Source organism: Krasilnikovia sp. M28-CT-15, from assembly GCF_047159595.1.
GTDB lineage: Bacteria > Actinomycetota > Actinomycetes > Mycobacteriales > Micromonosporaceae > Actinoplanes.
On record NZ_BAAGAK010000001.1, the window covers coordinates 3,849,313 to 3,876,112 of the forward strand.

Here is a 26,800-nt window from a genome sequence, read left to right on the forward strand (position 1 = left end):
TGCGACAGAGGGGGAGGTTGCTTCGTCGACCTTCTCTGCAGCAGGAGCCCGCCATGACGTTCGCAGCCCGCCACATCGGTCCGGATCCGGACGAGCAGGACCAGATGCTCAAGCGCATCGGGTACGGCTCGATGGAGCAGCTGATGGACGCCGCGATCCCCGAGGTGATCCGCTGGCACGGGCGGCTGGCGTTGCCGGAGGCGGCTTCCGAGGAGGAGACGATCGCCGAACTGCGCGCGATCGCGGCCCGCAACACGCTGGCCACCTCCATGATCGGCCTGGGCTACTACGGCACCTTCACCCCCGCGGTGATCCGCCGCAACGTGCTGGAGAACCCGGCGTGGTACACGGCGTACACCCCGTATCAGCCGGAGATCAGTCAGGGCCGGCTGGAGGCGCTGCTGAACTTCCAGACGATGGTCACGGACCTGACCGGGCTGACGACGGCGAACGCGTCGATGCTGGACGAGGGCACCGCGGCCGCGGAGGCGATGACGCTGGCCCGGCGTGCGTCCAAGAGCAAGAGCGATGTGTACGTGGTGGACGCGGACACGTTGCCGCAGACGCTGTCGGTGCTGCGGACCCGGGCGGAGCCGCTGGGCATCGAGGTGCGGCTGGTGGATCTGGACGCCGCCGACGCGCTGCCGGAGGAGTTCTTCGGCCTGCACCTGCAGTACCCGGGGGCGTCGGGTGCGGTGCGCGACCATGCCGCTCTGGTGGCGGCGGCGCATGCGGGTGGTGCCCTGGTGACGGTGGCGGCGGATCTGCTGGCGTTGACGCTGCTGCGGGCGCCCGGCGAGATCGGGGCGGACATCGCGGCGGGCACGACGCAGCGCTTCGGGGTGCCGCTGGGCTTCGGCGGCCCGCACGCGGGCTATCTGGCGGTGCGCGCGGGTCTGGAGCGGTCGCTGCCGGGCCGGTTGGTCGGGGTGTCGAAGGATGCGGACGGCGCGCCCGCGTACCGGCTGGCGTTGCAGACCCGTGAGCAGCACATCCGGCGGGAGAAGGCGACCAGCAACATCTGTACGGCGCAGGTGCTGCTGGCGGTGATGGCCAGCATGTACGCGGTGTACCACGGGCCGGACGGGTTGCGGGTGATCGCGCGGCGTACCCATGAGCGGGCGGCGGCCGTGGCGGCCGGGCTGGACGCGGCCGGGGTGCGGGTGGCGACCGCGGAGTTCTTCGACACGGTGACCGCGGTGGTGCCGGGCCGCGCGGACGCGGTGGTGGCGGCGGCCGCGGCGGCGGGTGTGGATCTGTGGCGGGTGGACGCGGACCGGGTGTCGGTGGCGTGCGACGAGACCACGACCGAGGCGCATGTGGCGGCGGTGCTGGCCGCGTTCGGGGCGGTGCCGGTGGCGGGAGTGGGGTCGGCGATTCCGGCGTCGTTGCGGCGCGAGAGTGACTTCCTGACGCATCCGGTGTTCCGTACGCATCATTCGGAGACGGGGATGCTGCGCTACCTGCGCCGGTTGTCCGACCGGGACTACGCGCTGGACCGGGGCATGATTCCGCTGGGGTCGTGCACGATGAAGCTGAACGCGACCACCGAGATGGAGCCGGTGACGTGGCCTGCGTTCGCGGACGTCCACCCGTTCGCGCCGCGTTCGCGGACCGCGGGGTACGAGGCCCTGGTCGCGCAGCTGGAGGGCTGGCTGGCGGAGCTGACCGGTTACGACGCGGTGAGTGTGCAGCCGAACGCGGGTTCGCAGGGTGAGCTGGCGGGGTTGCTGGCGATCCGCGGTTACCACCGTGCGCGGGGCGAGGCGCACCGGGACCTGTGCCTGATCCCGTCGAGTGCGCACGGCACGAACGCGGCGAGCGCGGTGATGGCGGGCATGCGGGTCGCGGTGGTGGCGTGTGACGCGAACGGCAATGTGGACGCCGAGGACCTCGACCGCAAGATCGCGGCGCACCGTGACGACCTGGCGGCGATCATGGTGACGTACCCGTCGACGCACGGGGTGTACGAGAGCGGCATCGCGGATCTGTGCGCGAAGGTGCACGACGCGGGCGGTCAGGTGTATGTGGACGGTGCGAACCTGAACGCGCTGGTCGGTTTCGCCAAGCCGGGCCGGTTCGGGGCGGACGTGTCGCATCTGAATCTGCACAAGACGTTCTGTATTCCGCACGGTGGTGGCGGTCCCGGGGTGGGCCCGGTGGCGGTGCGGGCGCATCTGGCGGAGTTCCTGCCCGGGGATCCGCTGTCGGCGTCGGGGGAGCACGCGGTGTCGTCGGCGGCGCACGGTTCGGCGGGGATCCTGCCGATCTCGTGGGCGTATCTGCGGATGATGGGCCCGGACGGGCTGGCCGCGGCGACGTCGGTGGCGGTGTTGTCGGCGAACTACGTGGCGGCCCGCCTGCGGGAGCACTACCCGGTGCTGTACGCGGGCAACGACGGCCTGGTGGCGCACGAGTGCATCCTGGATCTGCGGCCGTTGACGAAGGCGACGGGGATCAGTGTGGACGATGTGGCGAAGCGGCTGATCGACTACGGGTTCCACGCGCCGACGATGTCGTTCCCGGTGGCGGGGACGTTGATGGTGGAGCCGACCGAGAGCGAGGACCTGGCGGAGCTGGACCGGTTCTGCGCGGCGATGATCGCGATCCGCGAGGAGATCGACGCGGTGGGGGCGGGGCGGTGGCCGCGCGACGACAATCCGCTGGTGAATGCGCCGCACACGGCGGCGAGTGTGACGGCGGACGAGTGGTCGCATGCGTATGCGCGGTCGGTGGCGGCGTACCCGGACGGGGTGGACCGGGCGGCGAAGTACTGGCCGCCGGTGCGGCGCATCGACGGCGCGTACGGGGACCGCAACCTGGTGTGCGCGTGTCCGCCGCCGGAGGCGTTCGAGGACTGAGGAAATCTCTGGCCGACGGCTCGCCGGCCCCGCGCGGGTCGGTGCTGCGCTCGCGGGGGTCGGTGGCCGTCTGGTCGGCGCGGGGGTGCGTGGTAGCCACGTCCCGGGGTTCGCCGCCGAAACCGTCTCGGCGGTGACGTTCTGTGTTGGCGCGGGTGCGCGCCGGGCTCGCCGGGGTCAGGCGGCGAGCGCGTGCCGGGCGGGTCCCCGGTGCGGTTCGATCATGGTGCCATCGGGCAGGATCTCTCCGGTGTCCTCGAACAGGATCACGCCGTTGCAGAGCAGGCTCCAGCCTTGCTCGCAGAAGGTGGCGACGATCCGGGCGGCGTCGCGATCGACGGCGTCGGCGGACGGGCAGGGGGGTTGGTGCTGGCACATCGAAGGTTCTCCGGTCGCTGCTGTGTGATGATTCACAAGGACGGTGAGGAAGATTACCTCAATCCGAACGAGGCCGGATCGAGGAAGTGACGGCGTCGCATTGACAGAGTCCTCGGTACCCATGGTCCGCGAAAGTGAGTTTCCCGACCACTTTCCGACACCTCCGGTCTGGTCGCCGCCGGGCGCTCCGGCGCGTTGCCGGGGCCGTCACCGTCCGTCACATTCTTTCGCGTGGTTTCTCGCTGACGGCGGTGACCCTGCCGAGCTTCTTACCGGCTTCCTCATCGATAACGGACTGCCCGTGCGAGACGTTCACATGCCCGCGCGGAGTGCGCATCCGGACGCAACGGGCACCCTGTGCGGCGCGGCGGTGTATGTGTCCGCTGCCGCCGGTGCGGTGCTGGCCGGGGGACCGGCCGGGGCACCCACCCCGGTGCCCGGCATCCCCGACGTGGTCGCGGTGCTGTACACCCACGGCCGCCCGGAAACCCCGACCGCGGGTGGCGCGTTCTCCGTGGGTGCCTGGGTGGAGAGCTGGTCGCGGACGCAGCACGCGGCGGCGGTGGCCGGGGTGCGGGAGGCGATCGCCCGCGGTGACGTGTACCAGGTGAATCTCGTGGGGCATGCCAGCGCGCCGTACACGGGGGATCCGGCGGCGGCGCTGGCCCGGGTCGCGGCGCTGCCGGGGGCCCGGTACGGCGGCGTGCTGGCGGGTGACGGCTGGGCGATCGCGTGTGCGTCGCCGGAGACGCTGGTGCAGGTGCGTGACGGCCGGGTGATCACCCGCCCGATCAAGGGCACCCGGCCGGCGACCGAGGCGGGCCGGCGGGAGCTGCTGGACTCAGCGAAGGAACGCGCCGAGCACGTGATGATCGTCGACCTGGAACGCAACGACCTTGCCCGGCTGCCGGGGGTGGGTCCGGTGCGGGTGGACGAGTTGTTCGCGGTGCGCCGCTGGTGCGGGCTGTGGCAGGCCGAGTCGGTGGTGTCGGCGCCGCTGACCGGTGGGCTCGCCCTTCCGGAGCTGTTGCGGGCGGTGTGTCCTGGTGGGTCGGTGACCGGGGCGCCGAAGCTGGCCGCGCTCGGGCAGATCGCCGGGTGGGAGCCGGTGGGCCGGGGAGTGAGCATGGGTGCGCTCGGCTGGGTCGGCCCGGATCACGTGGATCTGGGGTTGAGTATCCGCACGGTCGCGGTCGACGGGGCCCGGGTGCACGCGTGGGCCGGTGGCGGCATCACGTGGGGCAGCGACCCGGTCGCCGAGGTGGACGAGGCCGCCGCGAAGGCCGCCCCGATCCGCGCGGCCCTGGCCGGCTGACCCGTGGCGGTACGTTTTCGATCAGGGAGAGACGCATGACGGTACGTCCGATCCGCCGGTACGGCGATCCGGTGCTGCGCGTGGCGGCGCAGCCGGTGACGGCGTTCGACCGGGAGCTGGACGCCCTGGTCACCGACCTGGAGGACACGGTGCGCGAGCCGGGGCGCGCCGGGGTGGCCGCACCGCAGATCGGGGTGAGCCTGCGGGTGTTCTCGTTCAACGTCGCGGGCCGGGTCGGGCATCTGGTGAATCCGGTGCTGTCGCAGCTGTCCGGGGTCAGCGAGGACGAGGAGGGCTGCCTGTCGCTGCCCGGGCTGGGCTTCGCGACCCGGCGGGCGGCCACGGTGACCGCGCACGGCGTCGACCGGCACGGCGAGCCCGTGACGATTCACGCCGCGGGCCTGCTGGCGCGGGCGTTGCAGCACGAGACCGACCATCTCGACGGGCGGCTGTATCTGGACGCGCTCACCGGGGACACCCGCCGCCGGGCCCTGCGCGAGCTGCGCCGCACCTGGCCGGCGCGCCGCTGACCCCGTGCGGCCGTCCTGGCGAACGGCCACCGGCGCGTGACCGCTAGGCGGTGCTGACGACGCGCGAACGGGCGACCGTCAGGCTCTGGGTGCCGTCCAGGGTCGTCGACACCCGGTCCGCGTTGACCGGGAAGACGTACCGGGTGTGCGGCTGCAGGCCGGCGACGGTGGCCGTGATGGTGTGGCAGCCGGGCTCCGGCGTGACCACGGTCCACGGCAGCTGCGGCTGCTGCCCCTCCACAAGATCCTGGGAGATCGCCGTGACGCGGTAGGCGACGACGGATACGTCGCCGGGGTGGTACCAGCTGACGACCGCGGAGGTGGTGCCCGCCGTCACCGAGGCGACCGAGATCGCGCCGGCCTTGTGCGCCCCGACACACGGGGTGCCCGAGGGCCGCACGGTGGCCGCCGGGGACGGTGAGCCGGGCGTCGCCGACGCCGCGGGGCTGGGGCTGGACGTGGTCGGCGTCCTGGATGCCGTCGATGTCGGCGACGCGCCTGGGCTGGCGCCGGTCGCCACGACGATCCAGCTCTGCCCGGGCGGCGTGGCCGCGGGGGCCGGCGCCTGTGTGGGTGAGCCTTGAGCACATCCGCTCAGGGCGAACGGCAGAACGGCGCAGAGCACGACCGTACGGCGGATCACCGCGGATTCCCCTTCCCGTCGACCAGTAGGCGTCGGCGTCACCATCGGCCACCAGGGGGCCGGGGCTGAGCGCCACGCCCCGGGGGCCGGGTACCGGCGGGCTCAGATCACCACGAAGTGCGGGGGTGGGTGGCGCAGGAAGTCGTGGTGGGAGATGTCCCAGCCGTACGCGCCGGTGCGGGCGAACACCAGCACGTCGCCGACCCGCAGCCGGGTCACCGGGTGGCCGCGGGCCAGCACGTCGCGGGGGGTGCACAGTTCCCCGACCGCGTCCACGGCGACGTCGCGGACCTCGGGACGCGCCCAGTCGTACGGCCAGTCGTCGACGGGCAGCACGGCGAACGGGTGGCTGTAGCCCCACGCGGCGGGCAGCCGGAAGTGGTGGGTGCCGCCGCGCAGCACCGCGAACCAGCGGCCGTGGGTGTGTTTGAGGTCGAGCACCTCGGCGGCGTACCAGCCCGCGTCGGCGGTCAGGATCCGGCCCGGTTCGACGATCAGGTCGAGGCCGGTGGGGTCGAGCCCGGCCAGGCCGGTGCGCAGCGCGGCGAGATCGATCGTGGCGTCGCCGGTGTAGTCGACGCCGAGTCCGCCGCCGACGTTGACCACCCGCAGGTCGACGCGGTGCGCCGCGGCGCGGGCACGGGACCAGGCCAGCGCGTCGGCGACGAATGCGGCGTGCGCGGACGCGTCCAGGTTGTTGGAGACCGCGTGCAGACCGAAGCCGTGCACGCGGATCGTGGGCAGGGCGGCCGCCAGGGCCAGCACGTCGGGCAGGTCGCGTTCGTCGACGCCGAACGGGGTGGCCGTGCCGGTCATGGCGTGGCTGCCGGACAGCGCGGCGCCCGCCCGGTTGACCCGTACCGTGATGTCGGCGATCCGGCCCGCGGCCCGCGCCGCGGCGTCGAGGCGGCGCAGCTCGTGCCCGCTCTCGACGTTGACCTGCGCGCCCGCGGCCAAGGCGGCGGCCAGCTCCGCGTCGGTCTTGGCCGGGCCGCCGAACACGATCCGGCGGGCGCCCGCAGCCACCGCCAGCGCGAGTTCGCCACCGCTGGCCACCTCCAGGCCGTCGCAGGCCGCGGCCAGCGTCTGTATGAGCGCCGGATGACCGTTGGCCTTCACCGCGTACAGCAGGGTCGCGGCCGGGGGCAGGGCGGCGCGGACCGCGGCGGCGCGCTTCCGTGCCGCCGCGGTGTCGTAGACGTACGCGCACACCGGATGCGGCAGGGCCCGCAGCGCGGCGGTGACCCGCTCAGGCGCGCGCATGCAGCGGATTCGGTACGGGCACGTACGCGTCGCCGTCGCCGTGCAGCCGCATCCGGACCAGGGCCTTGTGGGCCATCGCCGGGGCGGTGAACGCGGCGTGGTCGGCGCGGGCGACCTCGCCGAGCCCGGTCGCGCCGAGCCCGGCGTACGTGTCGTCGACCACGGCGCGGACCTCGCGCCAGGCGGCGTCCTCGTCCAGCCCGTGCGTCCCGGCGAGCCGGATGATCAGCTCGCCGAGGTGGGCCTGCAGCGCGGTGTAGCCGAGTTTGGCGCGCAGCACGTCGGGGTCGCCGGTGGCCACCACGGAGCCCGGCCACAGCGCGACGGTGTGCCCGGCCGCGGCGAGCCGTCCCGGGTGCAGCCGCAGCCCGGCGAAGTCGCGCACGGCCAGGCGGTGCGGCCGGCCGTCCACGAAGGTCGGCAGGCAGTTCTGCAGGTGCGCTTCCAGGGCCGCGCCGCGCGCGGCCAGCCGCAGTAGGGGCGGCAGCAGCAGCCGCGCGTACGCGGACAGCCAGCCGCGCGGCCCCAGCCCGGACGCGGTGGCCAGCCCCGCGGCGAGTTCCGGCAGGGCCCCGCCGGGCACGGCCCGCTCGCCGGGGGCGAGACGTCCGGTGAGCCCGTCGCGCAGGATGGCCGACACGTCCCGGCCGCCGGCCGGTACGGCCGCGCCCGCGGTCTCGGCCATCAGCAGCAGCCGCCCGCCGTCCGGGTCGTCGGCCAGCAGCGCGGCCAGCAGCCGGGCGATCGCCGGTCCGTTGCGGGTGCTGGCCACGCTGATGCTGCGCCGCGTCGAGGTGACCTGGATGTCCAGCGACACCTTGGCGTAGTGGCGCCGCCCGTCGGCGGCCGGGGGCAGCAGCAGGGTGCGCAGCGCCGCGGTCGGCGCCGCGTCCAGTTCCGCGTCGAGGATGCGCACGGCCCCCGCCCGCAGCAGGTCACCGTGGCGCTCGGGCAGCACGGTGTCGCGTTGCCACGGATGCACCGGCTGCAGCCGGTAGCCCGGCGGGGCGGCCGGTAGCTGCGGGTACGCGGCCGCCAGGGCGGCGCCGAGGTCGTCGCCCAGGTGCGCGTCGGCGCGTACGGCCACGAACCCGATCGTGGTGTGCCCGGCCTCCAGGTCGTGGGCGAGCACGTCGGTGGTGTCCCAGCCGAGGCGGGTGCGTCCGCACGGGTGCAGGTTGTGTCCCGCCACGGCGAGCCGTTCCAGGCGCAGCGCGGCGGCGTCCGGGTTGTCGCCGGTCACCGGGTGCGCGCCCGCGCGGGCCTGCGCGATGGCCAGGTTGACCACGGCGTTGCGCAGCTCGGCGGCGAATCCGGCGGCGTTGCCGGGCAGCCCGGCGGGGAGCAGTTCGGCCGGGTCGGCGGCGTCCGCCCGGTCGTACTCGACGCGCCCGAACCCGTGCCTGCGGCCGCCGCCGGACTCGGCGGCCAGACCCTCGCGGACGAGGGCGCCGCGCAGCCGCCGACCGACCGTCTCGGCGGCGCCGGGCAATGCGGCCAGGAACCCGTCGATGAGTTCCGGGGCGTGCACGGCCAGGGCCGCTTCGGCGTGCGCGGCCGCGGCCGCCAGCCGCGCCCCGGCCAGACTTCGGGTCATGCGGTGCCTCCATGACGGGGCCGGGGCGGCGCTGCGGCGCGGCCGGTGACGCGGAGCTGGGGCCGTGGCCGTGCCGCGGTCGAGCCGGTCATGCGGCGGCTGCCAGGGGGTTGGGGAGGTGGACCCACCTGTCGGTGAGCGGGTCGGTGGCCAGCCGCATCGCGGTGGTGGCCTTGACCGGAAGCGGATCCTGCAGCAGCCGGGCGGCGTCGGGGGTGCCGGCGGCGCGGACCGCGGCGCCCAGCACCGCCCACAGCCGGGCGGGCTCCGCGCCGTGGTGGCGGGCCAGCCCGGCGACCAACTCCCCGAGAACGGTCCCCAGGGCCGCGGCCAGCTTGGTGCGCAGCACGGCGTCGTCGTCGGTGGGCAGGTCGCCGTGCAGGGGCGGGCAGTCCCGCCCGGCGGCCCGTACCCGGCGCGCACTGACCCGGATCCCGCCCAGGTCGCGGTACACGATCCGGACCGGACGCCCGGCGTGCAGCACGACGAGGGTGTTCTGCCCGTGCGCCTCCAGCGCGACGCCGCGGTGCAGCACCGTCAGCAGCGGCGCGACGAGCACCCCGGCCAGGTCGGCCAGCCATGTGTACGGGCCGGCGCCGTGGTCGCGGATCGCCTCGGTGAACAGTGGGCGGCCGTCGGCGGGTGAGGTCGCGGACAGCGCGCCCAGCGGCACGACCGTCTCGCCGGGCGCGACGTGCGGGGCGCGGCGGCGCAGGTAGCTCAGGCGCCGGTCCGGCACGCCGTCGACCAGGGCGGCGCCGGCTGCGGTCTCGGCCAGCACGGTCAGCGGCAGGTCCCGGGTGAGCTCCGCCAGCAGGGCGGACAGCGGCGGCCCGTTGTGCACCGCGGCGGGGGAGACCGTGCGGACCGCGGAGGTCATCTGGACGTCGACGGCGGTCTTGACGTGGTCGCCGCCACCGAGCGGGGCGAGGGTGCGCAGCGACATCAGCGGCCGTGCGGGGGCGGTGTCGCCGTCGTCGGTCAGCCACGGGTGTTCGGCCAGCAGCCGCCGCGCCTGCCACGGGTGGGCGTACAGGATCGGTGGGGCGTTGCCGTACCACCGGTCGGGGGGAACCAGCAGGCGGCGCAGCCGCAGCACCGGGCGGTGCTCCGGCGCGTACGCGAGGACCTCGGCGGTGTCCAGCCCGGCGCGGGTGCGGCAGCACGGGTGCAGGGGGTGCCCGTCGGCGACGGCCTGTTCGAGGCGGCCGAGCCCGTCGGGGTCGCCGGCGGCGGCCTTGAGCGCCGGGGTGCCGCCGTGGGGGGCGGGTTGGTCGGCGCGGGCCAGGGCGAGGTTGGCGACGCTGTCGTCCAGTTCGGCGGCGAGCCGGTCGCCCCGGGGCAGGTCCAGGGTGCGCAGCAGCTCACCCGGGTCGGTGTGGGCGGCGGTGCCGATGTGGACGGTGAGCCCGGCCGGGGCGTCGGCGAACGGCGCCGCGAGGGCGGCGGGGGCGCGCATGTCGCGGCCGTCGTCGAGGCGCCACCGCAGGTCGGCGGCGCCGCTGGGCACGGCCCGGACGCCTGGCAGCGATTCGCGGACGAATGCGCCGATCAGCCGGGCTAGTACGGCGGCTCGCGCGGTGGGCAGTGCCACGTCGTAGGCGGTGAGCAGGTCGGGGCGCAGCGCGGTGAGCGAATCGCGGGTGCGCGCCGGGTCGGCGGTGGGCCGGTTGGTCGGCTGGGGCACCCGCTCATTCTCCCGGCACGGGTCCGCCGCGTGCCGCGCGGCCCTGCCGCTGCCCGCAGGCCGATCGGGGCGCGCGGACAGCGGCAGGGTGGCTGCCGTCGTGCCCGGCGACATCGGCGGCGGGTCCCTGGAACACAAACATCCTAGGACGCCCTACGCGATGTGCGCGAGCGCACATCGCCCGCTGAACACCACAAACCCCAAAAAGGAAGCAACGGCTACCCCTGAGACTTGGCGTTGAGCGCGGGGGAGGAGCCGGTGCCCGCCATAGCGGGGCAGGGCCCTCGGGGCGCCGGATCCGGCCAGGTGTGGTGCGCGTCACGTCATGGGGGTGGCGTTGCCGGCTCCGAAACCTCATGGGCGGCGCGTAGGGGCCGACCTTGGTGATGTGCGGCGCCCGGGTGGTCCGCGGAGCGCTCGCGATCGGCTCGGTTGAGCTGGGCTTGAGCTTGCTTGAGCTGTGCTTGACGTCCGCAACTTGGCCGCAACCGACAGCGACCGAATGCTGCACCCAGCGTCCCGAAATCTATCCCCTGTCAGCCGCTGAGCCGTCACGGCGACGACCTGAGGGGAAACGTGATGACCGCAGCTACCACGACGAAGACCGTCACCCGCGAGCAGGAGCTTCTGATCCGCGAGAACATGCCGCTGGTGGGCCACATGGTCCGCGAGATGCTGTTCAAGGTTCCCGCCCACGTGCACCGTGACGATCTGGCGTCGGCCGGGTACGCCGCACTGGTCACCGCCGCGCAGGCGTTCGACGCGAGCCGCGGCATCCCGTTCGGTCGGTTCGCGGCGGTGCGGGTCCGGGGGGCGCTGCTGGACGAGCTGCGCAGCATGGACTGGGCGAGCCGGTCGGTGCGGGCGCGGGCGCGCAAGGCGGATGTGGCGCGGCAGGAGCTGACGACGCAGCTGGGGCGTACGCCGAGCCCGACGGAGCTGGCCGAGCTGCTGGGTGTGGCCGTGAGCGAGCTGTCGAACATCGAGGACGACGTGCAGCGGGCGGCGGTGCTGTCGCTGCAGGGGTTCGCGGCCGGTACGGCCGAGGACATGGTGACCGACGCGGCGATGACGCCGGAGGAGATGCTGCTGCACCGCGAGCGGCTGGGTTACCTGCACGACGCCGTGTCGGCGCTGCCGGAGCGGCTGAAGTTCGTGGTGGAGTCGTCGTTCCTGCAGGAGCGGCCGCTGTCCGAGGTGGCGGCGGAGCTGGGTGTGACGGAGTCGCGGGTGTCGCAGCTGCGGACCGAGGCGCTGGCGCTGCTGCGCGACGGGCTGACCACGCACATGGAGCAGCAGGAGACGGCGGCGGCCAAGGACGGTTGCGTGGCGCGGCGCCGGGCGGCGTACGCGGCGCAGATCGCGGGGCGCAGCACGATGGCCACGCGCCTGGCGGTGACCGACGCGCAGGGTATGAAGGTGGCGGTGGCCGCCTGAGGGTTGGTGGTTCGGCGGTAGCGGCCGTTGCGTCCCGGGGTGGGGGCGCGACGGCCGCCGTCGTTTCCGGCGCAGGGTGTGTCCTGCCGTGGCGGGTGGCGGGTGGTTTGGCAGCATGGTGCGCATGTCTCTGGTGCCGCGGCAGGCGGGTGTGCTCGCGCGTGGTGGTGGCGCGGAGCAGGTCACGGAGGCGTGGCTGGCGAACCGGCGGTTGTCGGAGCACACCCGGGCGGCGTATCGGCGGGATGTGGCGGGGTGGCTGGCGTGGTGTGCGGCCCGGGAGCTGGATCCGCTGCGGGCGTCCTTTCTGGATGTGAACGCGTATGCCCGGGAGGTGGAGGCGCGGGTGGATCCGCGGTCGGGGCGGCGGTTGTCGGCGGCGACGGTCGCCCGCAAGCTGTCTGGTTTGTCGAGTTGGTACGACTTCCTGGTGAAGTTGCGGGCGGTGGAGGCGAACCCGGTCGGGGGAGCGGACCGCCCGTACGTGTCGCGCGACCACTCGGCGACGGTGGGGTTGACCGCGGAGCAGGTGGACGCGGTGCTGGCGGCGGCGGAGGCGGACCACGGCCCGGCGGCGCTGCGGCACCGGGCGATGGTGACGGTGCTGGCCGACCTGGGGTTGCGGGTGGGTGAGCTGGTCGGCCTGGACGTGGGGGATGTGGGCGCTGAGCGCGGGCACCGCACCGTGCGGTTCGTCGGCAAGGGGGACCGGCCGCGGCGGCGGGTGTTGACGCCGGGCGCGGCGGCGGCGCTGGACGCGTATCTGGCGGTGCGCCCGGGGGGCGCGCAGGGGCCGCTGTTCGTGACGGCCTCGGGTGCGCGGGTGGACCGGCATGCGATGTTCCGGCTGGTGCGGCGGCTGGCCCGGCAGGCGGGGATCGCGGGATGGGAGCGGTTGTCGCCGCATTCGCTGCGGCATGCGTTCGCGACCTCGGCGCGCGCCGAGGGGGTGGCGTTGGAGGATGTGCAGGACGCGATGGGACACGCCGATCCGCGGACCACCCGTCGGTATGACCGGGACCGGCACAACCTGGACCGGGATCCGGCGTACACGTTGGCGGCCGCGCGGGTCCGTCGCGCCGGGCTTTGACCGACCCCCTATTCTCGACCGGTTGCCGGTGGGTCCAGGGGACGGGGTTGGGTTGAACATCTTCGAAGCGGTGCTGCTCGGTGCGGTCGAGGGCATCACCGAGTTCCTGCCGATCTCGAGCACGGGCCACCTGACGATCATGGAGAAGCTGCTGGGTTACCAGCTCGACGATCCGGACATCGTGGCGTTCACGGCGATCATCCAGTCGGGTGCGGTGCTGGCGACGACGATCTTCCTGCGGCGCGACATCGCGCGGATCGTGCCGGCGTGGGTGCGGGGTGTGTTCAGCGCCGGCAAGCGCGACGACGCCGACTACCGGTTCGGGTGGGCGGTGATCCTGGGGTCGATCCCGATCGTGCTGGTGGGGCTGGCGTTCAAGGACACGATCGAGACGACGTTTCGCAGCCTGTGGTTCGTGGCGGCGTCGCTGATCCTGTTCAGCGCGGTGATGGCGTTCGCGGACCACGCGGCGACGCAGGTGCGCCACGAGGACGATGTGACCTGGAAGGACACGCTGATCATCGGGGTGACGCAGTGCCTGGCGCTGATCCCGGGGGTGTCCCGGTCGGGAGCGACGATGTGCGCGGGTCTGCTGCGTGACTTCGACCGGGTGACGGTGACGAAGTTGTCGTTCTTCCTGTCGATTCCGGCGTTGCTGGGGGCGACGGCGCTGGAGACGGTGAAGGAGGCGGGCAACATCTCCGCCGGGGTGGGCTGGGGGCCCACGATCATCGCGACCGTCACGAGTTTCGTGGTGGGTTACGCGGCGGTGGCGTGGCTGCTGAAGTTCATCTCGAAGCACTCGTACAGCATCTTCATCGCGTACCGGCTGGTGCTGGGGGCGCTGCTGATGGTGCTGCTGGCGACGGGCGCGATCGCGGCGAAGTAAGCCTCGCCGTTCAGAGCGCGAACGGCGAGGAGGACAGCAGCACGTACACCAGGGCGGCGAAGCCGAGGAAGACGCCGCCGAAGGCGATCGCGGCGATCCCGGTGCGCGGGCCACGACCGGCGGTGACCGGCTGTTCCGGCTGGTCCGGGTCGTAGCGGACCTGGATGCGGGTGTCGGTGAGGTAGGAGCGGTTGCTGGCCGCGTCGTCGATGACGGTCTTGATGTCCTGGCCGCTGCGGGTGCGGTAGGTGACGACGGGCCGGAACGTGATGCGGCCGTGCTGGCCGGAGCGTTGCTGGTTGTCCACGACGACGGCTTCGGCGTCGAAGCCGATGTCGGCGATGCGCCGGACGCGCAGGATGCGGCGGACACCGGCCGTGATCATGGCGCTGCCGGCGATGGCCGGAACACCGATCATGAACAGGTACACCACGACCGGGATCCACCCGAAGGCGTCGGGCGCGCCGACTTCGTCGATCATTGCGCGACGGTACCGGAGCTCCTTCGTCGCACGCATCGCCGGACCGGACACCCCGGCCGGGCCCGTTCATGTGCCCGTGAGCGCAACGCGAAACCCGATGGTGACACCATGCCGGACCGGTGGCGGATACGGTGCAAAGGGCGTATCCGCCACCAGACCGGCCGAGCCCGCTGCACCTGTCCGGGAGGGATTTGATGAGCTCCACCGACGACCGGCCGTCGCGGCCCTGGCTGCTGCGGTGGGCCGTACTCGGCCTCATCGTCGCGGGCGGGATCATCCAGATCGTGATGTCCGCGTACTACCTGAGCGTGGCGCACGCCCCGCAGCCGCACGACCTGCCCGTCGGTTTCGTCGCCGCGCCGGCCGACGCCGCGAAGGTGCAGGCCGCCATCGACTCCGGCGGCCAGTTCGCGGCGCGGCAGTACCCGTCGGTGGACGCGTTGACCGCGGCGATCAGGTCCAAGGACGTCTTCGGCGGGCTCGACGTCACGGCCGCGCCGCCGCACCTGTATGTCGCGTCGGCGGCGGGGCCCGCGGCGGCGGCCGCGTTGCGGACCGCCTTCACCACGGTGGTGCAGCAGCAGACCGCCGAGCAGGTGGAGAAGTTGAGTGCGGCGGGTCAGCCGGTGCCGCCGGCCACCGTGCAGCAGCTCACCACCCCGCCGGCGGTCACGGATGTGGTGGCGTTGCCGCCCGACGATCGCAGCGGCGCGTCCATCGGCCTGCTGGTGCAGGCGTTGGCGATCGGTGCGACGGTCGCGTCGATCGGGTTGGGCCGTATCGGCGCCCGCACGACGCGGTCGCTGCTGCGCGGGGTGGGCCACACGGCGACGTTGCTGGCGTACGCGGCCGCGTCGGCGGCGGCGGTGCTGGTCGCGGCGCACGCGTTCGGGGTGGTCCCGGCCGGCACCGACAGTCACCTGTTCCGGGCGTTCCTGCTGGTGTCGGTGGCGATCACGGGTTCGGTGGCGGGTGTGGTGGCGTTGATCGGGCCGGTCGGGTCGTTCCTGGGCACGGCGTACTTCCTGTTCGGGGTGCCGATCTCCGGCGCGACCGTGCTGGCCGAGTTCCTGCCGCCGGTGGCCCGGGTCCTCGGGCAGATCCTGCCCACCGGGGCGGGCGCCACCCTGGTGCGCGACAGCCTCTACTTCCCCGACGCGCCGATCACCCGGCCGATCGTGACGCTGAGCCTGTATGCCGGGGTGGGGCTGCTGCTGGTGCTGGTCACCAACGCGCTGGGCAACCGCTCGCGCCGCGCGTCGCTGCTGCACGTCACCCCGGAGTCGGAGGAGCAGTCCACATCGCCCTGAGCCGCCGACGGTGGTCGACCGGAGCTCCGGTCGACCACCGTCGGGCACCGGCTGCTCAGGCCAGTCCCACGAGGACCAGCACCAGACCGGTCCCGGCGGCCAGTGGCGTGAGCGCCTTGCCGAGCACGGCGCCGAACGACGCGTCGCGGTTCGTCGCCGCCATCGCGCACCCGACCGTCGACGACGTCGTCAGCATCGATCCCACGGTGATCGGTGCTGCTGTCGCGTCGGCCCGGCACCAGGCCTTTCCGACCATCGCGATCGCGCGGCGGACCCGGCCGCCGTCGCGGCGGTCGAGGACGAGCGCCGGTTTGCGGTCGCCTGCCCCGGAGATCACGCCGGCCACCCGGCTGTCGTAGGCGTCGCGGCACGGGCTGAGTGTTCCGTCGTCGCCGAGCACCACGATCGTGCCGGCTTCGGCGTCCTCGGTCAGGTCGAACTGTTCGGCGATGTCCGCGCCCGCCAGCCGCAGGTCACCGGTGACGTCCACATCGCCGTGGAAGAACCCGGCCGGGGCACCCTCGGCGTAGAGGCCCGGACCCCGGCCGGTCAGGTGGTACGCCGCGACGGCCGCCATCCCCTGGGCGCGGGCGTGTCCCTTGACGCCGACGCCGGTGTCGAGCCCTTCACCGAGGACGCCGGACGGGCCGACGTCGCTGGGGGCGTGGGTTTCGCCGTACACGCCGACCCAGTTCATGCCGAAGCCGCTGACTCCGGTCCCGCCCTGGCCGTGCACGCCGGGGCCGCGGTCGGCGACCTGGAATCCCGCGACCGCGGCGATGTTGTCGCCGCTGGCGAGCCCCTTGACCCCGTGGGAGTGCTCTTTGCCGTCGCCCAGCACGCCGGCTGCTCCTGCCCCCGGGGGTGCGTGGGATTCGCCGAACACGCCGCAGAAGGCGTCGCCGACTCCCGCGACGCCGGTGACCACGCCCTTGCCGTACACCCCGGCGCCCCCGATGGTGCTGCCGCTGTAGCCCTCGACGCCGTGCCAGCCCTTGCCCACGCCTTTCACCCCGGACGAGTCGCCCTCGCCGAGCACCCCGACCGTTCGCTGCCCGGTCGCCGCGCCGTGGACCGCCACGCTGTCGTCGCCTGCCACCGATTCGTTGACTGCCATGCCCATCACTCCCTCGTCACGCGATGCCGGTCCGGATGTTGTCCCGGATGTATCTGAAGTACGGATTCGGTTCCTTGTCGCTGTCGTGCATCGGCGGATAGCCGCGCTGGTGGCCGCCGTCTGGGTTGCGACTGCCGCCGAACCAGTCCGCGACGATGCTGGCCTGCGCCTCGGTGCCGAACGAGCGCCAGCCGTCGTAAGGGGGGCCGTATTCGTAGGCCGACATGTCCCCGCCTGCGCTCCCGACCGCGGTGGGCAGGGCCCGGCAGTAGTACTCAGGGGTGAACGACTCGTTGGCGATCTGCCACGCATGGGTCAGTTCGTGGATCAGCAGCTGCCCCGGCGCCTTCTTGCCGGTCTCGGAGCCGCCTCTCCCGGTGTACGTCGTGGGGTTCTCGTAGCCCTCGCCGAGGTTGACCAGGATCGCCCCGCCCGGCCCGGGCGCGGTGAAGGCGACGCCGCCCAGGCCGACCAGGTTCGTCAGCAGTACCCGGTCGAAGGGCACCCTGCCGCGGAACACCCGGTCGGCGAAGGCCCGCTCCTCGTCGCGAAGGTGCCGCTGTTTGATCAGTGCGGCGGTCGCCACCGCGCCGATCAGGAAGGCCGGGAACATTGCGCCCGGGCCGAACACGTACGCGGCTCCACCGGCCATCGCGATGCCGACCAGGCCCGGGATGACCAGCTGTTCGAGGTCGAACTGGTCGGCGGCGGTACCGGCCACCACGATCGCGACTCCGGCAGCACCCAGGGTGCTGCCCAGGGCCACGGCCTGCGCGACGAAGTTCACTACGCCACCGGCTGCCCCGAACCAGTCGGTGTCGTATTCGAGCCGGTGCTGGAACTGGCCGTGCCGCACGCCTGACCATTGTGTCTGCAGCAGTGGTGAGTGGCCTGACTCGTCCCAGTGGTACTCCTGGTCGCCCGAGCTGAAGATGTCGGTTCCGACCACACGACCGTGGACGGCGAACGCCAACTGACCGGTGCCGGGCTGAGCGCCGGGCACCGGGATCTGGTACCCGAGCGTGGTCACCATCGCCACCTCGTACGACGGGTAGCCGGTGGCGCGGAAGTATCCCTGGTAGCGGTAGCTGCCGTCGCGTCGCACGGTCAGCGTGTGGTGCCCGCCGAGCGCGATCCCGTCGCTGGTGACGATCGGCTCGTCGAACACCACGTCGCGGACGTACAGGTCGGCGAGTTGGCTCACCTTGGCGGGCCTGTCCACGCCGACGTCGGCACGAACCCCCTCCAGGGAGGCCGCCGCGTGACCGAACACCGCACGTACGTTCACCGCCGGCATGGCCGCCCCCTCGGAGCCGCCGAACACGTCGCTGGAATGGGTCTCATTCGTTTCCCCCGATCTGTGCGGCCCGGACGTACGCAGCCGCTGTGATACAGCGCCGGGCTGTTGGGTCGCCGACTGTCCGGAAACCGTTTCCGGCCTACCGTGCAGGCAACGGCTGGACTCTCATCCTGCGCAGCGGGGGTGGGCCACCGATACCGGGAGAACCCTGGCCCGCGCCCAGGGGGTTGCATACGGAGGTGGGGCGAGGTGGCGCACGAGCCGGCCCTGATCGGGCATGCGGACGCGTGCGCGCAGGTACGTGCCACGCTCCGGCAGGCCCACTCCGGACACTGCGCGGCTCTCGTGCTGCGCGGTGACCCCGGCGTCGGCAAGACGTCGCTGCTGCACTACGCCCGCGGCCAGGCCGGTGACATGCGGGTGCTGGACACCACCGGGGTCGAGGCCGAGGCGACGGTCGCGTTCGGTGGGCTGGTGCAGTTGCTGCACCCGCTGCGGGGTGAGCTGGCAGGGCTGGGTAACGCCGCCGCCGGCGAGCTCCTCGCCGACCTTCTCGACGGCCGTGTCGGTGGACAGTGGGGCAGGTTCGCGGTGGGCACCGCCGTGCTCAGCGCGCTGGCCGAGCAGGCCGCGGTCCAGCCGTTGCTGATCCTCGTCGACGACCTGCACTGGGTGGACCCGGATTCGGCCAACGCGCTGCTGTTCGCGACCCGCCGCCTGGGCGCGGACGCGGTGGCCGTGCTCGCCACCACCCGGGCCACGACCGGTACGGATCGAGCCACCGCCGGCCTGCCTGAGCACACGGTGGACGGGCTGGGCGCGGACCACCTCGCGGCGGCACTGATGACGCACGGCGTCGGCCCGCTCGGCCCGGGCGTGACCGGCTGGCTGTGGGAGGAGACCGGCGGCAACCCGATGGCCGCCCTGGAGTTGGCCCGCGCCCTGAGCGCCGCGCAGCGCGCCGGTAGCGACCCCCTGCCCGCGGTCGCCACCTGCCGCACCGCCTCGCAGGCGTTCGCGCACCGGGTCGCCGTACTGTCCGAACCGGGCCTGCTGTGGCTGCGGCTGCTCGCGCTGGCGGCCGGCGGGCCGGCCACCGCCGCGGCGGCCGCGGCCGCCGCGCTCGGGTTGAGCGTCGACGCGCTGGCCGAGCTGACCGACGCGGGACTGGCCACGCTGGACAGCGGGCGGGTGGTGCTGGGACACCCGCTCGTGCGGGGCGCGGCCATGACGGGGTGCCCTGCCGCGCTCGCCCAGCGGATACACACCGCGCTCGCCGACGCGCTGGCCTCGGAACCGGACGGACAGGTGCAGCGGGCATGGCATGTGGCGGCCGGCGCGCCGGGCCCGTCGCCGACGGTCGCCGCGGCGCTGGCCGACATCGCCCGGGCGGCCCGGTCGTCCGGCGCGGTGGCCGCGGCGAGCACGACCTTCGAGAAGGCCGGATCGATGTCACCGCCCGGACCGGCGCGCGGCGGGTATCTCACCGAGGCGGCCGACTGTGCCCGGCGGGCCGGCGACCTGCGCCGGGCTGCCCGGCTCGTGGAGCAGGCCCGCCCGGCATGCTCGTCACCCCACAGCCGGGCGCGCGTGGCAGCGGTCGAAGGCATCCTCGCGTACCACCGCGGTTTGCCCGTGACTGGCAGCGAGGTGCTGGTGTCCGCGGCCGACTGGCTGCCGGACGACGCGGCAGCCGAACGCTGCCGGCTGCTGGCGACGGCGGCCGGCATGCTGCTCGCCGCCGGGCAGGACCAGTCCTGCCTCGCCACCGCCGCGCGGGCCGCCGCTCTGGCCGCGGAGCATCACCTGCCGGTGCCCCCGGTCGTTCAGGTGGTGCAGGGGATCGGCCGCCTCCTGGTCGGCGAGGTCGCGACCGGGCTCGGTCTGATCGCCTCGGCGGCGCCCCGGTCGATCGGTGGCACCGATGCGGAGGACCGTGCCGAGCTGACCACACTGCTGGTCGGTGTCGCCGGTGTCTGCAGCGGCAACCCGCGCCTGGCCCGGGAGGCGCTCGCCCCGCTCGTCGGCGAACTGCGCCGCACCGGTGCGCTGAGCCTGCTGCCCATGGCGCAGAGCATCATGGCGTACGCGCACCTGCTCAGCGGCCAGATCACCGCCGGGTACGCCGCCGCCGACGATGCCCGGGAACTGGCCGCCGACACCGACTCCACCGACCACGCGGTGGCACTGGGTGTTCTCGCGGTGGCCGAGGCCGCGCTGGGCCGCGAGGCGGACAGCCGGGCGCACGCCCAGCAGGCCCGCCACCTGTACCGCCAGACCGAGCTGGGGACGCTGCGGGATGCGCCACACGCGCTGGGCATCCTCGAACTGGAACGCGGTCGCCCCGGCAACGCGCTGCCGTATCTGCGGGAGGCCAACAGCCCCCGGCCGGGCACCGACCTGAGCACGGTCAATCCGCTGGTGGCCCCCGACCTGGTGGACGCGTACGTCCGCAGCGGCACACCGGTGCCGCGGTGGCTCCGCGAGGAACTGCACCGCCGCACCGGCGGCGGCCTGCCGCTGCGGACCGCCAGCGCGCACCGCTGCCTGGGCAGCCTGGCCGATCACGACACCATGGACCTGCACTTCCCGCGCGCCCTGCAGCTGTACCAGGAGCTGAATCTGCCCGTCGACCTGGCCCGCACCCACCAGGCGTACGGTGAACGGCTGCGCCGCTCCGGGCAGCGCCGCACCGCCCGTGCCCATCTGCGGCAGGCCCTGGACCTGTTCCACACCACCGGCGCGCAGTTGTGGACCGAGCGTTGCCGCACGGAACTGCGCGCCGCTGGAGACGACACGGCCGACACCCGGACCCCACCGGCCGACCTCACGCCGCAGGAACTGCAGGTCTGCCTGAGTGTGGCCGCCGGAGCCACCAACAAGGAGGCCGCGGCGGCGCTGTTCCTCAGCGAGAAGACCATCGAAATGCACCTGTCCCGCGCCTACCGCAAACTCGGCATCAGGTCCCGCAGCCAGCTCGCCGCGCGGATCCGCCCGCCGACCTGACCCGGGCGGGCTCAGCCGGGCAGGTGCAGGGCGGCGCGGACCAGATCCAGTGCGGCCTGCGGCGCCACCCCCAGCGCGGCGGTGTCCGCGGCGTAGCGTTGCGCGAGCCGGTGCGCCTGTTCGGGTACGCCGGCGGCGCGGGCCGTGACGAGGGTGCCGGCCCGGCCGCGGGTCTGGACGAGCCCGGCCTGTTCCAACTCCCGGTACGCGCGGGCGACGGTGTTCGCGGCCAGGCCCAGGTCGGCGGCGAGCTGGCGTACCGGTGGCAGGCGGGTCCCGGCGGGCAGCGCGCCGCCGGCGGCCAGCGCGGCGATGCGGGTGCGTACCTGCTCGTACGGTGGCGTCGGCGACGCGGGGTCGATGACGATGTCCACGGGCGGGCCTCCGCGTTCAGATCAGTCGCGTTCAGATCAGCCGCGGCGGGACGTTGCCGGCGGCCTGGATGGCGCGGCGCATCGGCACCATCGCCAGCAGGATCCCACCGGCGACGAAGAAGACGATCAGCGACACGATCCCGATCCGGTAGCTGTTGGTGAGCTGGTACACCAGGCCGAACGCCAGCGGGCCGAGCCAGCTGGTGCCCTTGTCGCTGATCTCGTAGAAGCCGTAGTACTCGCCTTCGCGGCCGGCGGGGATGAGCTGGCTGAACAGCGACCGGCTCAGCGCCTGGCTGCCGCCCAGCACCAGTCCGATCGCGATGCCCAGCAGCATGAACGGCAGCGGTTCGCCGGCCGGCAGCCAGTACGCGGCCAGCATCACGCCCAGCCACAGGGCGAGGCTGATCAGGATGGTCTTGCGGGCGCCGATGCGTTCGGCGAGCGCGCCGAGCAGCAGCGCGCCGCCGAACGCCAGGAACTGCACCAGCAGGATCGTGATGATCAGGTCGCCTTGCTGCAGTTTCAGTTCCTCGGTGCCGTACTGGCTGGCCAGGGCGATGACGGTCTGGATGCCGTCGTTGTAGATCAGGTAGGCGAGCAGGAAGAACAGCGTCAGCGGGTAGGCGCGCAGCCCCCGTAGGGTGCGCCCGAGCTGGCGGAATCCGTCGAGCAGCACATTGCCGCCGGCGGCGGTGCTGGCGGTGCCGGGGTGTTCGCGCAGCCAGCGCAGCGGCAGCAGGGTGAACAGCCCCCACCAGACGCCGGCGGACACGATGCACCAGCGGGCCAGGTCGAGGGTGCGCTGGTGGTCGCCGTCGCGGCTGAGCAGTTGCACGACGACGAGGTTGGCCAGCAGCAGCAGGCCGCCGCCGAGGTAGCCGATGGCCCAGCCGCGGCTGGAGACCCGGTCGCGGTCGTCGGGGCCGGCCAGGTGCGGCAGGAACGAGTTGTACACGACAACGGACGCGCCGAACGCGATGTTGGCGATCAGGAACAGAAGGCCGCCGAGAAGGTAGCGCTCTCCGGTGACGAACGCGAACCCGGTGGTGGCCGCGGCGCCGGTGAACGCGGCGGCCGCCAGCAGCGGCTTCTTGCGGGCGCTGCGGTCGGCGACCGCACCCATGATCGGCAGGACGACGACGGTGAGCAGCACCGACAGCGACACCAGGTACGGGAAGTAGGAGCCGGCGGCGACCGTGATGCCCAGCGGGTGGACCCGGCCGTGGCATTCGTCGGCGCCCAGCGCGCAGCCTGCCGCCTGTTCGGTGACGGTGGTCAGGAACGGCCCGAGGAAGACGGTGATGACGGTGGTGGAGAACGCCGAGTTGGCCCAGTCGTAGAAGTACCAGCCGGTGCGTTCCCGGTGCCCGGCGGCCGGGGCCGCGGCGGTGTCGATAACGGCCATGACGTGCGCTCCAGCTCCTGCGGGCGGCGGTGGTGAGCGCTCATGATGCCACCTGCGGGGCCGGTTCTCACGTGTCCTGGCGCCACCATCTGGCCAGGGCGCTGGTGGCCGGGTCGTCGGAGTCGGCCAGGGCCGCCCACGGGTCGGCGCCGGGCGGCAGGTCTGTGGCGGCGTACGCGGCGAGACCGGCCGGGTCGGGCGCTTCGGTGGGCAGGTGCACGGCGGCCGGGTCGACCAGGCCGAGGCTGCCGGTGTCGATCCACGGGAACCCGTCGACCGGTTCGGGCAGCGGCCCCACGTCGAGCACGGGCGGGAACACGCTGACCGATTCCGCGCCGCTGTCGTGCCACGCGTCGGGGTCGGTGCCGACGTGGCCGAGCACGTCGGAGTGCGCGTCGGCGACGTCCGCGTCCACCCCGTGCCCCGGCTCGTGATCATGCCCCGGGTCGTGGGCGTGGTCGTGTCCCGGCCCGGGATCGTGGTCGTATCCGGGGTCGTGGTGACCCAGGTCGTCGTGGCCCAGGTCGTCGTGCGCGTCGTCCAGGTCCCAGCCGGCGTCGTGGTCGTGGCCGAAGCCGGGGTCGAACACGTCCGGCAGCCCCAGGCCGTCGTCGTCATGTCCGCCGAGCGGCCCCGGATCGTGGTGCCCGGGGTCGTCGGGGAAGTCAGGCCACAGATGGTCACTCATGAGTTGTCTGCCTTTCGCATGCGCTCGCTGCGCTCGGTGCACTCGCTCATGCGGTCGTCTCCGCTGTCTCGGGCGGGGTGGGGGTCAGGGTGCGGGCGCGGGCCAGTACGTCGTCGACCGTGGCCAGCCGGGCCCGGATCGCGTCGTGGTCGGCCTGGGCGGCGGTGCGGGCCCGGGCCCGTCCCGCGGCGTCGGTCGCGGCGGCCGCGTCGATGTCGGCGATATGCGCGTCCAGTTCCCGCAGCCGCCGTTCGACGGCGTCGTCGACGGCGACGCTGAGCGCGTACTGCAGGTCGGTGAAGCGGAACGAGATCTCGTCGGTGAGCGCGGCGCGGGCCTCGGTCAGCACGTCGCGCAGCCACGCCCGGGCCTGCTGCCGGTCGGTCTGCACCCGCCGCCGGTACAGCACGTATCCGCCGGCGGCCAGACCCAGCCCGATCCCGGCGACCGGGATGAGCAGGCCGCCCGCGGCGAGGCTGCCGGCGCCGAGCACGCTGGCGCCGAGGATGGCGCCGCGCCCGGCCATGAACGCGATGCCGCCGGCGGACAGGGCGATGAGCATGTTGTCGCCGGCGCCGTCGCGGGGCGGGCCGGCGGACAGGGTGTGCCGCAGGGTGGCATTCAGCCGGGCCAGCACCTGCTCGCGTTCGCCGTCGTCGAACACCTGCGCCAGCACGGCCGCGCCGACCTGCCGGAACGTGTCGTGCAGGGCCTGCGACAGCCGTACGGCGACGGCCTGCAGTTCGGTGTCGACGGTCTGCGGCAGCGCGGACAGCCCGTCACGGCGCAGCTGGTCGATGCGGTCGCCGAGGCGTTGCTGCACGTCGGCGATCTGGGTGCGCAGCAGTCCGATGACCTCGATGCGGGCGCGCTGCGTCTCGGTGTTCAGCAGCAGCGCCCACTGCCGTGACTCGGTGCGTTTGCGGGCGGCCAGCGCGGCACGCTGCGCGCGGACCGCGGCGAGCTGCGCCGGGTCTGCTTCGGTGGCGCGCAGCCGGTCGCGGGCCGCGGTGTCGAGGCGGGTCAGTTCGCTGCGGGCGGCGCGCAGCACGTTGGCCTGCTGCAGTTGCCGGCCGCGCCCGGCCAGGTCGATGAGGGCGTGTTGCAGTTCGGCGATGTGGGACGCCTCGACCAGCGCGGCGGCCGCGTCCGGGGTGGCCAGCGCCGCCTCGGCGAGCCGCGCCGACACCGGGTACCAGCCGGCGTTGGCGAAACGGGGGGCGTGGGTCTGCAGCAACGCCCGGTTGTCGGCGAGGACCCGCCGCCACCCCGCGAACGCGTCGATCTTGGTGAGGGTGAACACGACAGCGTCGACGCGTTCGCTGGCCTCGGCGAGGAACGCGAGTTCCGGCTGCGACAGCGGCGCGGACGCGTCCGCGGTGAACAGCAACGCGGTGGCCTGCTGCACGGCGTCGAGTGCGACGGTGGCGTGTGCCGGGTCGAGGCCGCCGACGCCCGGCGTGTCGACCAGGCTCAGGTACTGCAGCAGCGGCGCCGGATGGGTGAGTTCGACGCGGCGGGTCTGGGAGTCCCCGGACGCCCACGCGGCCAACGCGCCCGCATCCACCTCGACCGGGTCGCCGGCGCCGGCCGGCCACACCCGCACGGCGAACGGCCCGGGCCCGATGTGCACGTAGGCGCTGGTGGCGACGGCCGCGTCCACCGGCGACAGGCCGGGCACTCCGAGCAGCGCGTTCACCAGGGAACTCTTACCCCGTTTCGTCTCGCCGACCACCACCACGGCGGGGCGGGTCAGCTGGGCGCGGTGCAGCTCGGCCAGGTCCGCGCCCGCGTCGGGGTCGGCGGCGCGGACGAACGCGAGGGTGTCGCGGACCGTCGTGTCCAGCGCGGCGGCCAGCGTCCGGCCGTTCACCCGCCCACCCCCTCGGGTCGGGCGGCGCCGCCGCGTACACCCTGGGCGAGCAGGTGGAAGCCGCGGTGCGCGACGTGCGCCACCCGGGCCTGGGCGGGTCCGGCCCCGGCGACCGCGTACGCCCGCCACCGGTGCGCGGCCCGCACGGCCGCGTCGGCCAGCTCGTCGGGGCCCGCGCCGGGCAGCCCCAGGATCTCGCGCGGGTCCTCGGAGGTGGCCAGGGCGATCAGCTCCTGCTCCCACGGCGGCGGCAGCGCGACCACCCCGGACGCGACGCGCTGCGCCGCGGCCAGCAGCCGCAGCCGGTGGTACGCGGGGTCGCGCAGCAGCGTCTCCACGGCGTCGCGCAGCGCGGCCCGGTCGGCGCCCGCCGCGGCGCGCCCGGCGAGGCGGTCGAGGCGGCCCAGCGCCCACCCCGCCTTGATCGCGTCGGAGCGCCAGCGCAGCGTGGAGTCCACAGTGTTCTGCAGGTGGGCGAAGCCGGAGGTGTGCGCGAGGCGGCGCACCAGTTCCCCGGTGCCCAGCTGCGGCTGGGCCGCCAGCTGCGCGACGGCGAACCCGATGCCGTACAGGTCGAGCAGGTCCAGTAGCCGTTCCCGGCGGGCCGCGTCCAGCGGGCCGGGCCGGGTGCGGAACAGGTCCACCGAGGCCAGCAGCACCGCCAGCTCGCCGGTGGGCAGCGCGGCCAGTTCCCGCAGCGCGGCGCAGTCGGCGGTGGTGAGCCGCCCGGCCTGCGCGGTCTCGGCCAGCAATCCCACCACCGGAACCACGTCGGCGACCGTACGGGCCAGCAGCGTCGCTTGCTGGCGGGCCAGCGGCTGCGCCACCGGCCACGGGTCGGCGGCGCCGCCGGTCAGCGTGTCGACCTTCGCGAACACTCCCAGCGCGTTGATCGGGCTGCTGGCCAGCCGGGCCGTCGCCGCCCGGAACGCGTCCAGCGCCTGCACGTCGTCGGCGCGTACCGCCTGGGTGAACACGTACACGACGGCCTCGGCGGCGGCGACCTCGCCGGCGCTGCCGTCGTCGATGCCGGCGTCGAACGGTGCCCGCACCACGGCCTCGGCGCGTTCCCGCAGCCGGGGGTCGGCCGACGCCAGCCCGGGGGTGTCGACCACGGTCAGGTCCCGCAGCCGTTCACTGGTCAGCGCGACGTCGACGTAGGCGACGCGGTCGGCGTTCACGCCGAGACGCTGCGGGATCATCCCGGTGTCGGACAGCGGCAGGCTGTGCCGGGCGCCGTCGCGGGTCACCACGTCGACGCGGTCGGCGGGCCCGTACCGGAAGCGGGTCACCACCCGGGTGCACTCGCCGGCCGCGGTCGGCGCGACCCGGCGTCCGATCAACGCGTTGACGAGTGTCGACTTTCCGGCTTTCAGACGGCCGGCGATCGCCACCCGCAGTGGCTCACCGAGCCGGCTGTGGATCTGTTGTACCTGGCCACCGACGTCCGGGCCGACGCGTGCGACGATGTCGTCACACAGCGCCGCCGTCCTGGTGCAGAGCGGACCGGTCACCACGACTCGTCAGCGCAGCCGGCCGTCAGCGACAATGGC

General features: G+C 73.8%; 22 protein-coding genes. 9 read left to right on the top strand and 13 right to left on the bottom strand.

Annotated elements, in window-relative coordinates; genetic code table 11:
• Window positions 1–53 precede the first annotated feature (53 nt).
• Window positions 54–2,861, top strand: coding sequence for an aminomethyl-transferring glycine dehydrogenase (gcvP, locus tag ACMCNO_RS17730; protein ID WP_412750546.1), 2,808 nt, complete (start codon window positions 54–56; stop codon window positions 2,859–2,861).
• A 177-nt stretch (window positions 2,862–3,038) separates the two neighbouring features.
• On the opposite strand, the gene ACMCNO_RS17735 is transcribed toward gcvP, so the two are convergent.
• A complete protein-coding gene (locus tag ACMCNO_RS17735) occupies window positions 3,039–3,239 on the bottom strand; it encodes a DUF5999 family protein (RefSeq protein WP_130512629.1) in 201 nt (66 codons plus the stop codon).
• Between the two features lie 121 nt (window positions 3,240–3,360).
• On the opposite strand from ACMCNO_RS17735, the gene ACMCNO_RS17740 reads away from it, so the two are divergent.
• Both ACMCNO_RS17740 and def read left to right on the top strand, forming a co-directional pair.
• Window positions 3,361–4,554 carry a chorismate-binding protein gene (locus ACMCNO_RS17740; protein WP_412750547.1) on the top strand — a complete coding sequence of 398 codons (1,194 nt, stop codon included), beginning with the start codon at window positions 3,361–3,363 and terminating at the stop codon, window positions 4,552–4,554.
• Window positions 4,555–4,589: 35 nt separating this feature from the next.
• Window positions 4,590–5,084: a peptide deformylase gene (def, locus tag ACMCNO_RS17745; protein ID WP_412750548.1), complete on the top strand. Its 495-nt coding sequence runs from the start codon at window positions 4,590–4,592 to the stop codon at window positions 5,082–5,084.
• 43 nt (window positions 5,085–5,127) lie between these two features.
• On the opposite strand, the gene ACMCNO_RS17750 is transcribed toward def, so the two are convergent.
• Window positions 5,128–5,421 (bottom strand): fibronectin type III domain-containing protein, encoded by a 294-nt coding sequence (locus tag ACMCNO_RS17750; RefSeq protein ID WP_412750549.1) that lies wholly within the window; start codon window positions 5,419–5,421, stop codon window positions 5,128–5,130.
• Here ACMCNO_RS17750 and ACMCNO_RS17755 point away from each other — a divergent pair.
• Complete coding sequence (locus tag ACMCNO_RS17755; protein WP_412750550.1) at window positions 5,408–5,668, top strand: hypothetical protein; 261 nt, start codon at window positions 5,408–5,410, stop codon at window positions 5,666–5,668. The genes ACMCNO_RS17750 and ACMCNO_RS17755 overlap by 14 nt on opposite strands.
• Before the next feature lie 161 nt (window positions 5,669–5,829).
• On the opposite strand, the gene ACMCNO_RS17760 is transcribed toward ACMCNO_RS17755, so the two are convergent.
• From ACMCNO_RS17760 to ACMCNO_RS17770, 3 genes are all read right to left on the bottom strand, one after another.
• Entirely contained in the window at window positions 5,830–6,990 is a 1,161-nt protein-coding gene (locus tag ACMCNO_RS17760) for an alanine racemase (RefSeq protein WP_412750551.1), read from the bottom strand.
• Window positions 6,977–8,587 carry an IucA/IucC family protein gene (locus ACMCNO_RS17765; protein ID WP_412750552.1) on the bottom strand — a complete coding sequence of 537 codons (1,611 nt, stop codon included), beginning with the start codon at window positions 8,585–8,587 and terminating at the stop codon, window positions 6,977–6,979. The genes ACMCNO_RS17760 and ACMCNO_RS17765 overlap by 14 nt, the downstream gene beginning before the upstream one ends.
• Before the next feature lie 88 nt (window positions 8,588–8,675).
• The gene (locus ACMCNO_RS17770) at window positions 8,676–10,274 is read right to left on the bottom strand and encodes an IucA/IucC family protein (RefSeq protein ID WP_412750553.1); all 1,599 of its coding nucleotides are present in this window, start codon (window positions 10,272–10,274) and stop codon (window positions 8,676–8,678) included.
• A gap of 579 nt (window positions 10,275–10,853) precedes the next feature.
• Here ACMCNO_RS17770 and ACMCNO_RS17775 point away from each other — a divergent pair.
• The 3 genes from ACMCNO_RS17775 to ACMCNO_RS17785 all read left to right on the top strand — a co-directional run bounded on the left by ACMCNO_RS17775 (window position 10,854) and on the right by ACMCNO_RS17785 (window position 13,690).
• Window positions 10,854–11,711, top strand: a complete 858-nt coding sequence (locus tag ACMCNO_RS17775; RefSeq protein WP_412750554.1) for a sigma-70 family RNA polymerase sigma factor — start codon at window positions 10,854–10,856, stop codon at window positions 11,709–11,711.
• Window positions 11,712–11,835: 124 nt separating this feature from the next.
• Entirely contained in the window at window positions 11,836–12,801 is a 966-nt protein-coding gene (locus tag ACMCNO_RS17780; protein WP_412750555.1) for a tyrosine-type recombinase/integrase, read from the top strand.
• A gap of 52 nt (window positions 12,802–12,853) precedes the next feature.
• The gene (locus ACMCNO_RS17785; RefSeq protein WP_412750556.1) at window positions 12,854–13,690 is read left to right on the top strand and encodes an undecaprenyl-diphosphate phosphatase; all 837 of its coding nucleotides are present in this window, start codon (window positions 12,854–12,856) and stop codon (window positions 13,688–13,690) included.
• A 10-nt stretch (window positions 13,691–13,700) separates the two neighbouring features.
• Here ACMCNO_RS17785 and ACMCNO_RS17790 read toward each other — a convergent pair whose 3' ends face one another.
• On the bottom strand, window positions 13,701–14,171 hold the full coding sequence (locus tag ACMCNO_RS17790; RefSeq protein ID WP_412750557.1) for a DUF3592 domain-containing protein: 471 nt from the start codon (window positions 14,169–14,171) through the stop codon (window positions 13,701–13,703).
• A gap of 194 nt (window positions 14,172–14,365) precedes the next feature.
• Here ACMCNO_RS17790 and ACMCNO_RS17795 point away from each other — a divergent pair, with 194 nt between their 5' ends.
• Window positions 14,366–15,481 (top strand): hypothetical protein, encoded by a 1,116-nt coding sequence (locus ACMCNO_RS17795; protein WP_412750558.1) that lies wholly within the window; start codon window positions 14,366–14,368, stop codon window positions 15,479–15,481.
• Between the two features lie 55 nt (window positions 15,482–15,536).
• On the opposite strand, the gene ACMCNO_RS17800 is transcribed toward ACMCNO_RS17795, so the two are convergent.
• Both ACMCNO_RS17800 and ACMCNO_RS17805 read right to left on the bottom strand, forming a co-directional pair.
• Complete coding sequence (locus ACMCNO_RS17800) at window positions 15,537–16,598, bottom strand: hypothetical protein (RefSeq protein ID WP_412750559.1); 1,062 nt, start codon at window positions 16,596–16,598, stop codon at window positions 15,537–15,539.
• Window positions 16,599–16,614: 16 nt separating this feature from the next.
• Window positions 16,615–17,895, bottom strand: coding sequence for a hypothetical protein (locus ACMCNO_RS17805; RefSeq protein WP_412750560.1), 1,281 nt, complete (start codon window positions 17,893–17,895; stop codon window positions 16,615–16,617).
• A 252-nt stretch (window positions 17,896–18,147) separates the two neighbouring features.
• Between ACMCNO_RS17805 and ACMCNO_RS17810 the strand changes: the two genes are divergently transcribed.
• The gene (locus ACMCNO_RS17810; RefSeq protein ID WP_412750561.1) at window positions 18,148–20,904 is read left to right on the top strand and encodes a LuxR C-terminal-related transcriptional regulator; all 2,757 of its coding nucleotides are present in this window, start codon (window positions 18,148–18,150) and stop codon (window positions 20,902–20,904) included.
• Window positions 20,905–20,915: 11 nt separating this feature from the next.
• On the opposite strand, the gene ACMCNO_RS17815 is transcribed toward ACMCNO_RS17810, so the two are convergent.
• The 5 genes from ACMCNO_RS17815 to ACMCNO_RS17835 form a co-directional block, all read right to left on the bottom strand.
• Window positions 20,916–21,278, bottom strand: coding sequence for a GntR family transcriptional regulator (locus ACMCNO_RS17815; RefSeq protein WP_412750562.1), 363 nt, complete (start codon window positions 21,276–21,278; stop codon window positions 20,916–20,918).
• A 31-nt stretch (window positions 21,279–21,309) separates the two neighbouring features.
• On the bottom strand, window positions 21,310–22,686 hold the full coding sequence (locus tag ACMCNO_RS17820; protein ID WP_412750563.1) for an MFS transporter: 1,377 nt from the start codon (window positions 22,684–22,686) through the stop codon (window positions 21,310–21,312).
• Between the two features lie 67 nt (window positions 22,687–22,753).
• Window positions 22,754–23,374, bottom strand: coding sequence for a hypothetical protein (locus tag ACMCNO_RS17825; RefSeq protein ID WP_412750564.1), 621 nt, complete (start codon window positions 23,372–23,374; stop codon window positions 22,754–22,756).
• A gap of 46 nt (window positions 23,375–23,420) precedes the next feature.
• On the bottom strand, window positions 23,421–25,247 hold the full coding sequence (locus ACMCNO_RS17830) for a dynamin family protein (RefSeq protein WP_412750565.1): 1,827 nt from the start codon (window positions 25,245–25,247) through the stop codon (window positions 23,421–23,423).
• Window positions 25,244–26,761: a dynamin family protein gene (locus tag ACMCNO_RS17835; protein ID WP_412750566.1), complete on the bottom strand. Its 1,518-nt coding sequence runs from the start codon at window positions 26,759–26,761 to the stop codon at window positions 25,244–25,246. The genes ACMCNO_RS17830 and ACMCNO_RS17835 overlap by 4 nt, the downstream gene beginning before the upstream one ends.
• Window positions 26,762–26,800 lie beyond the last annotated feature (39 nt).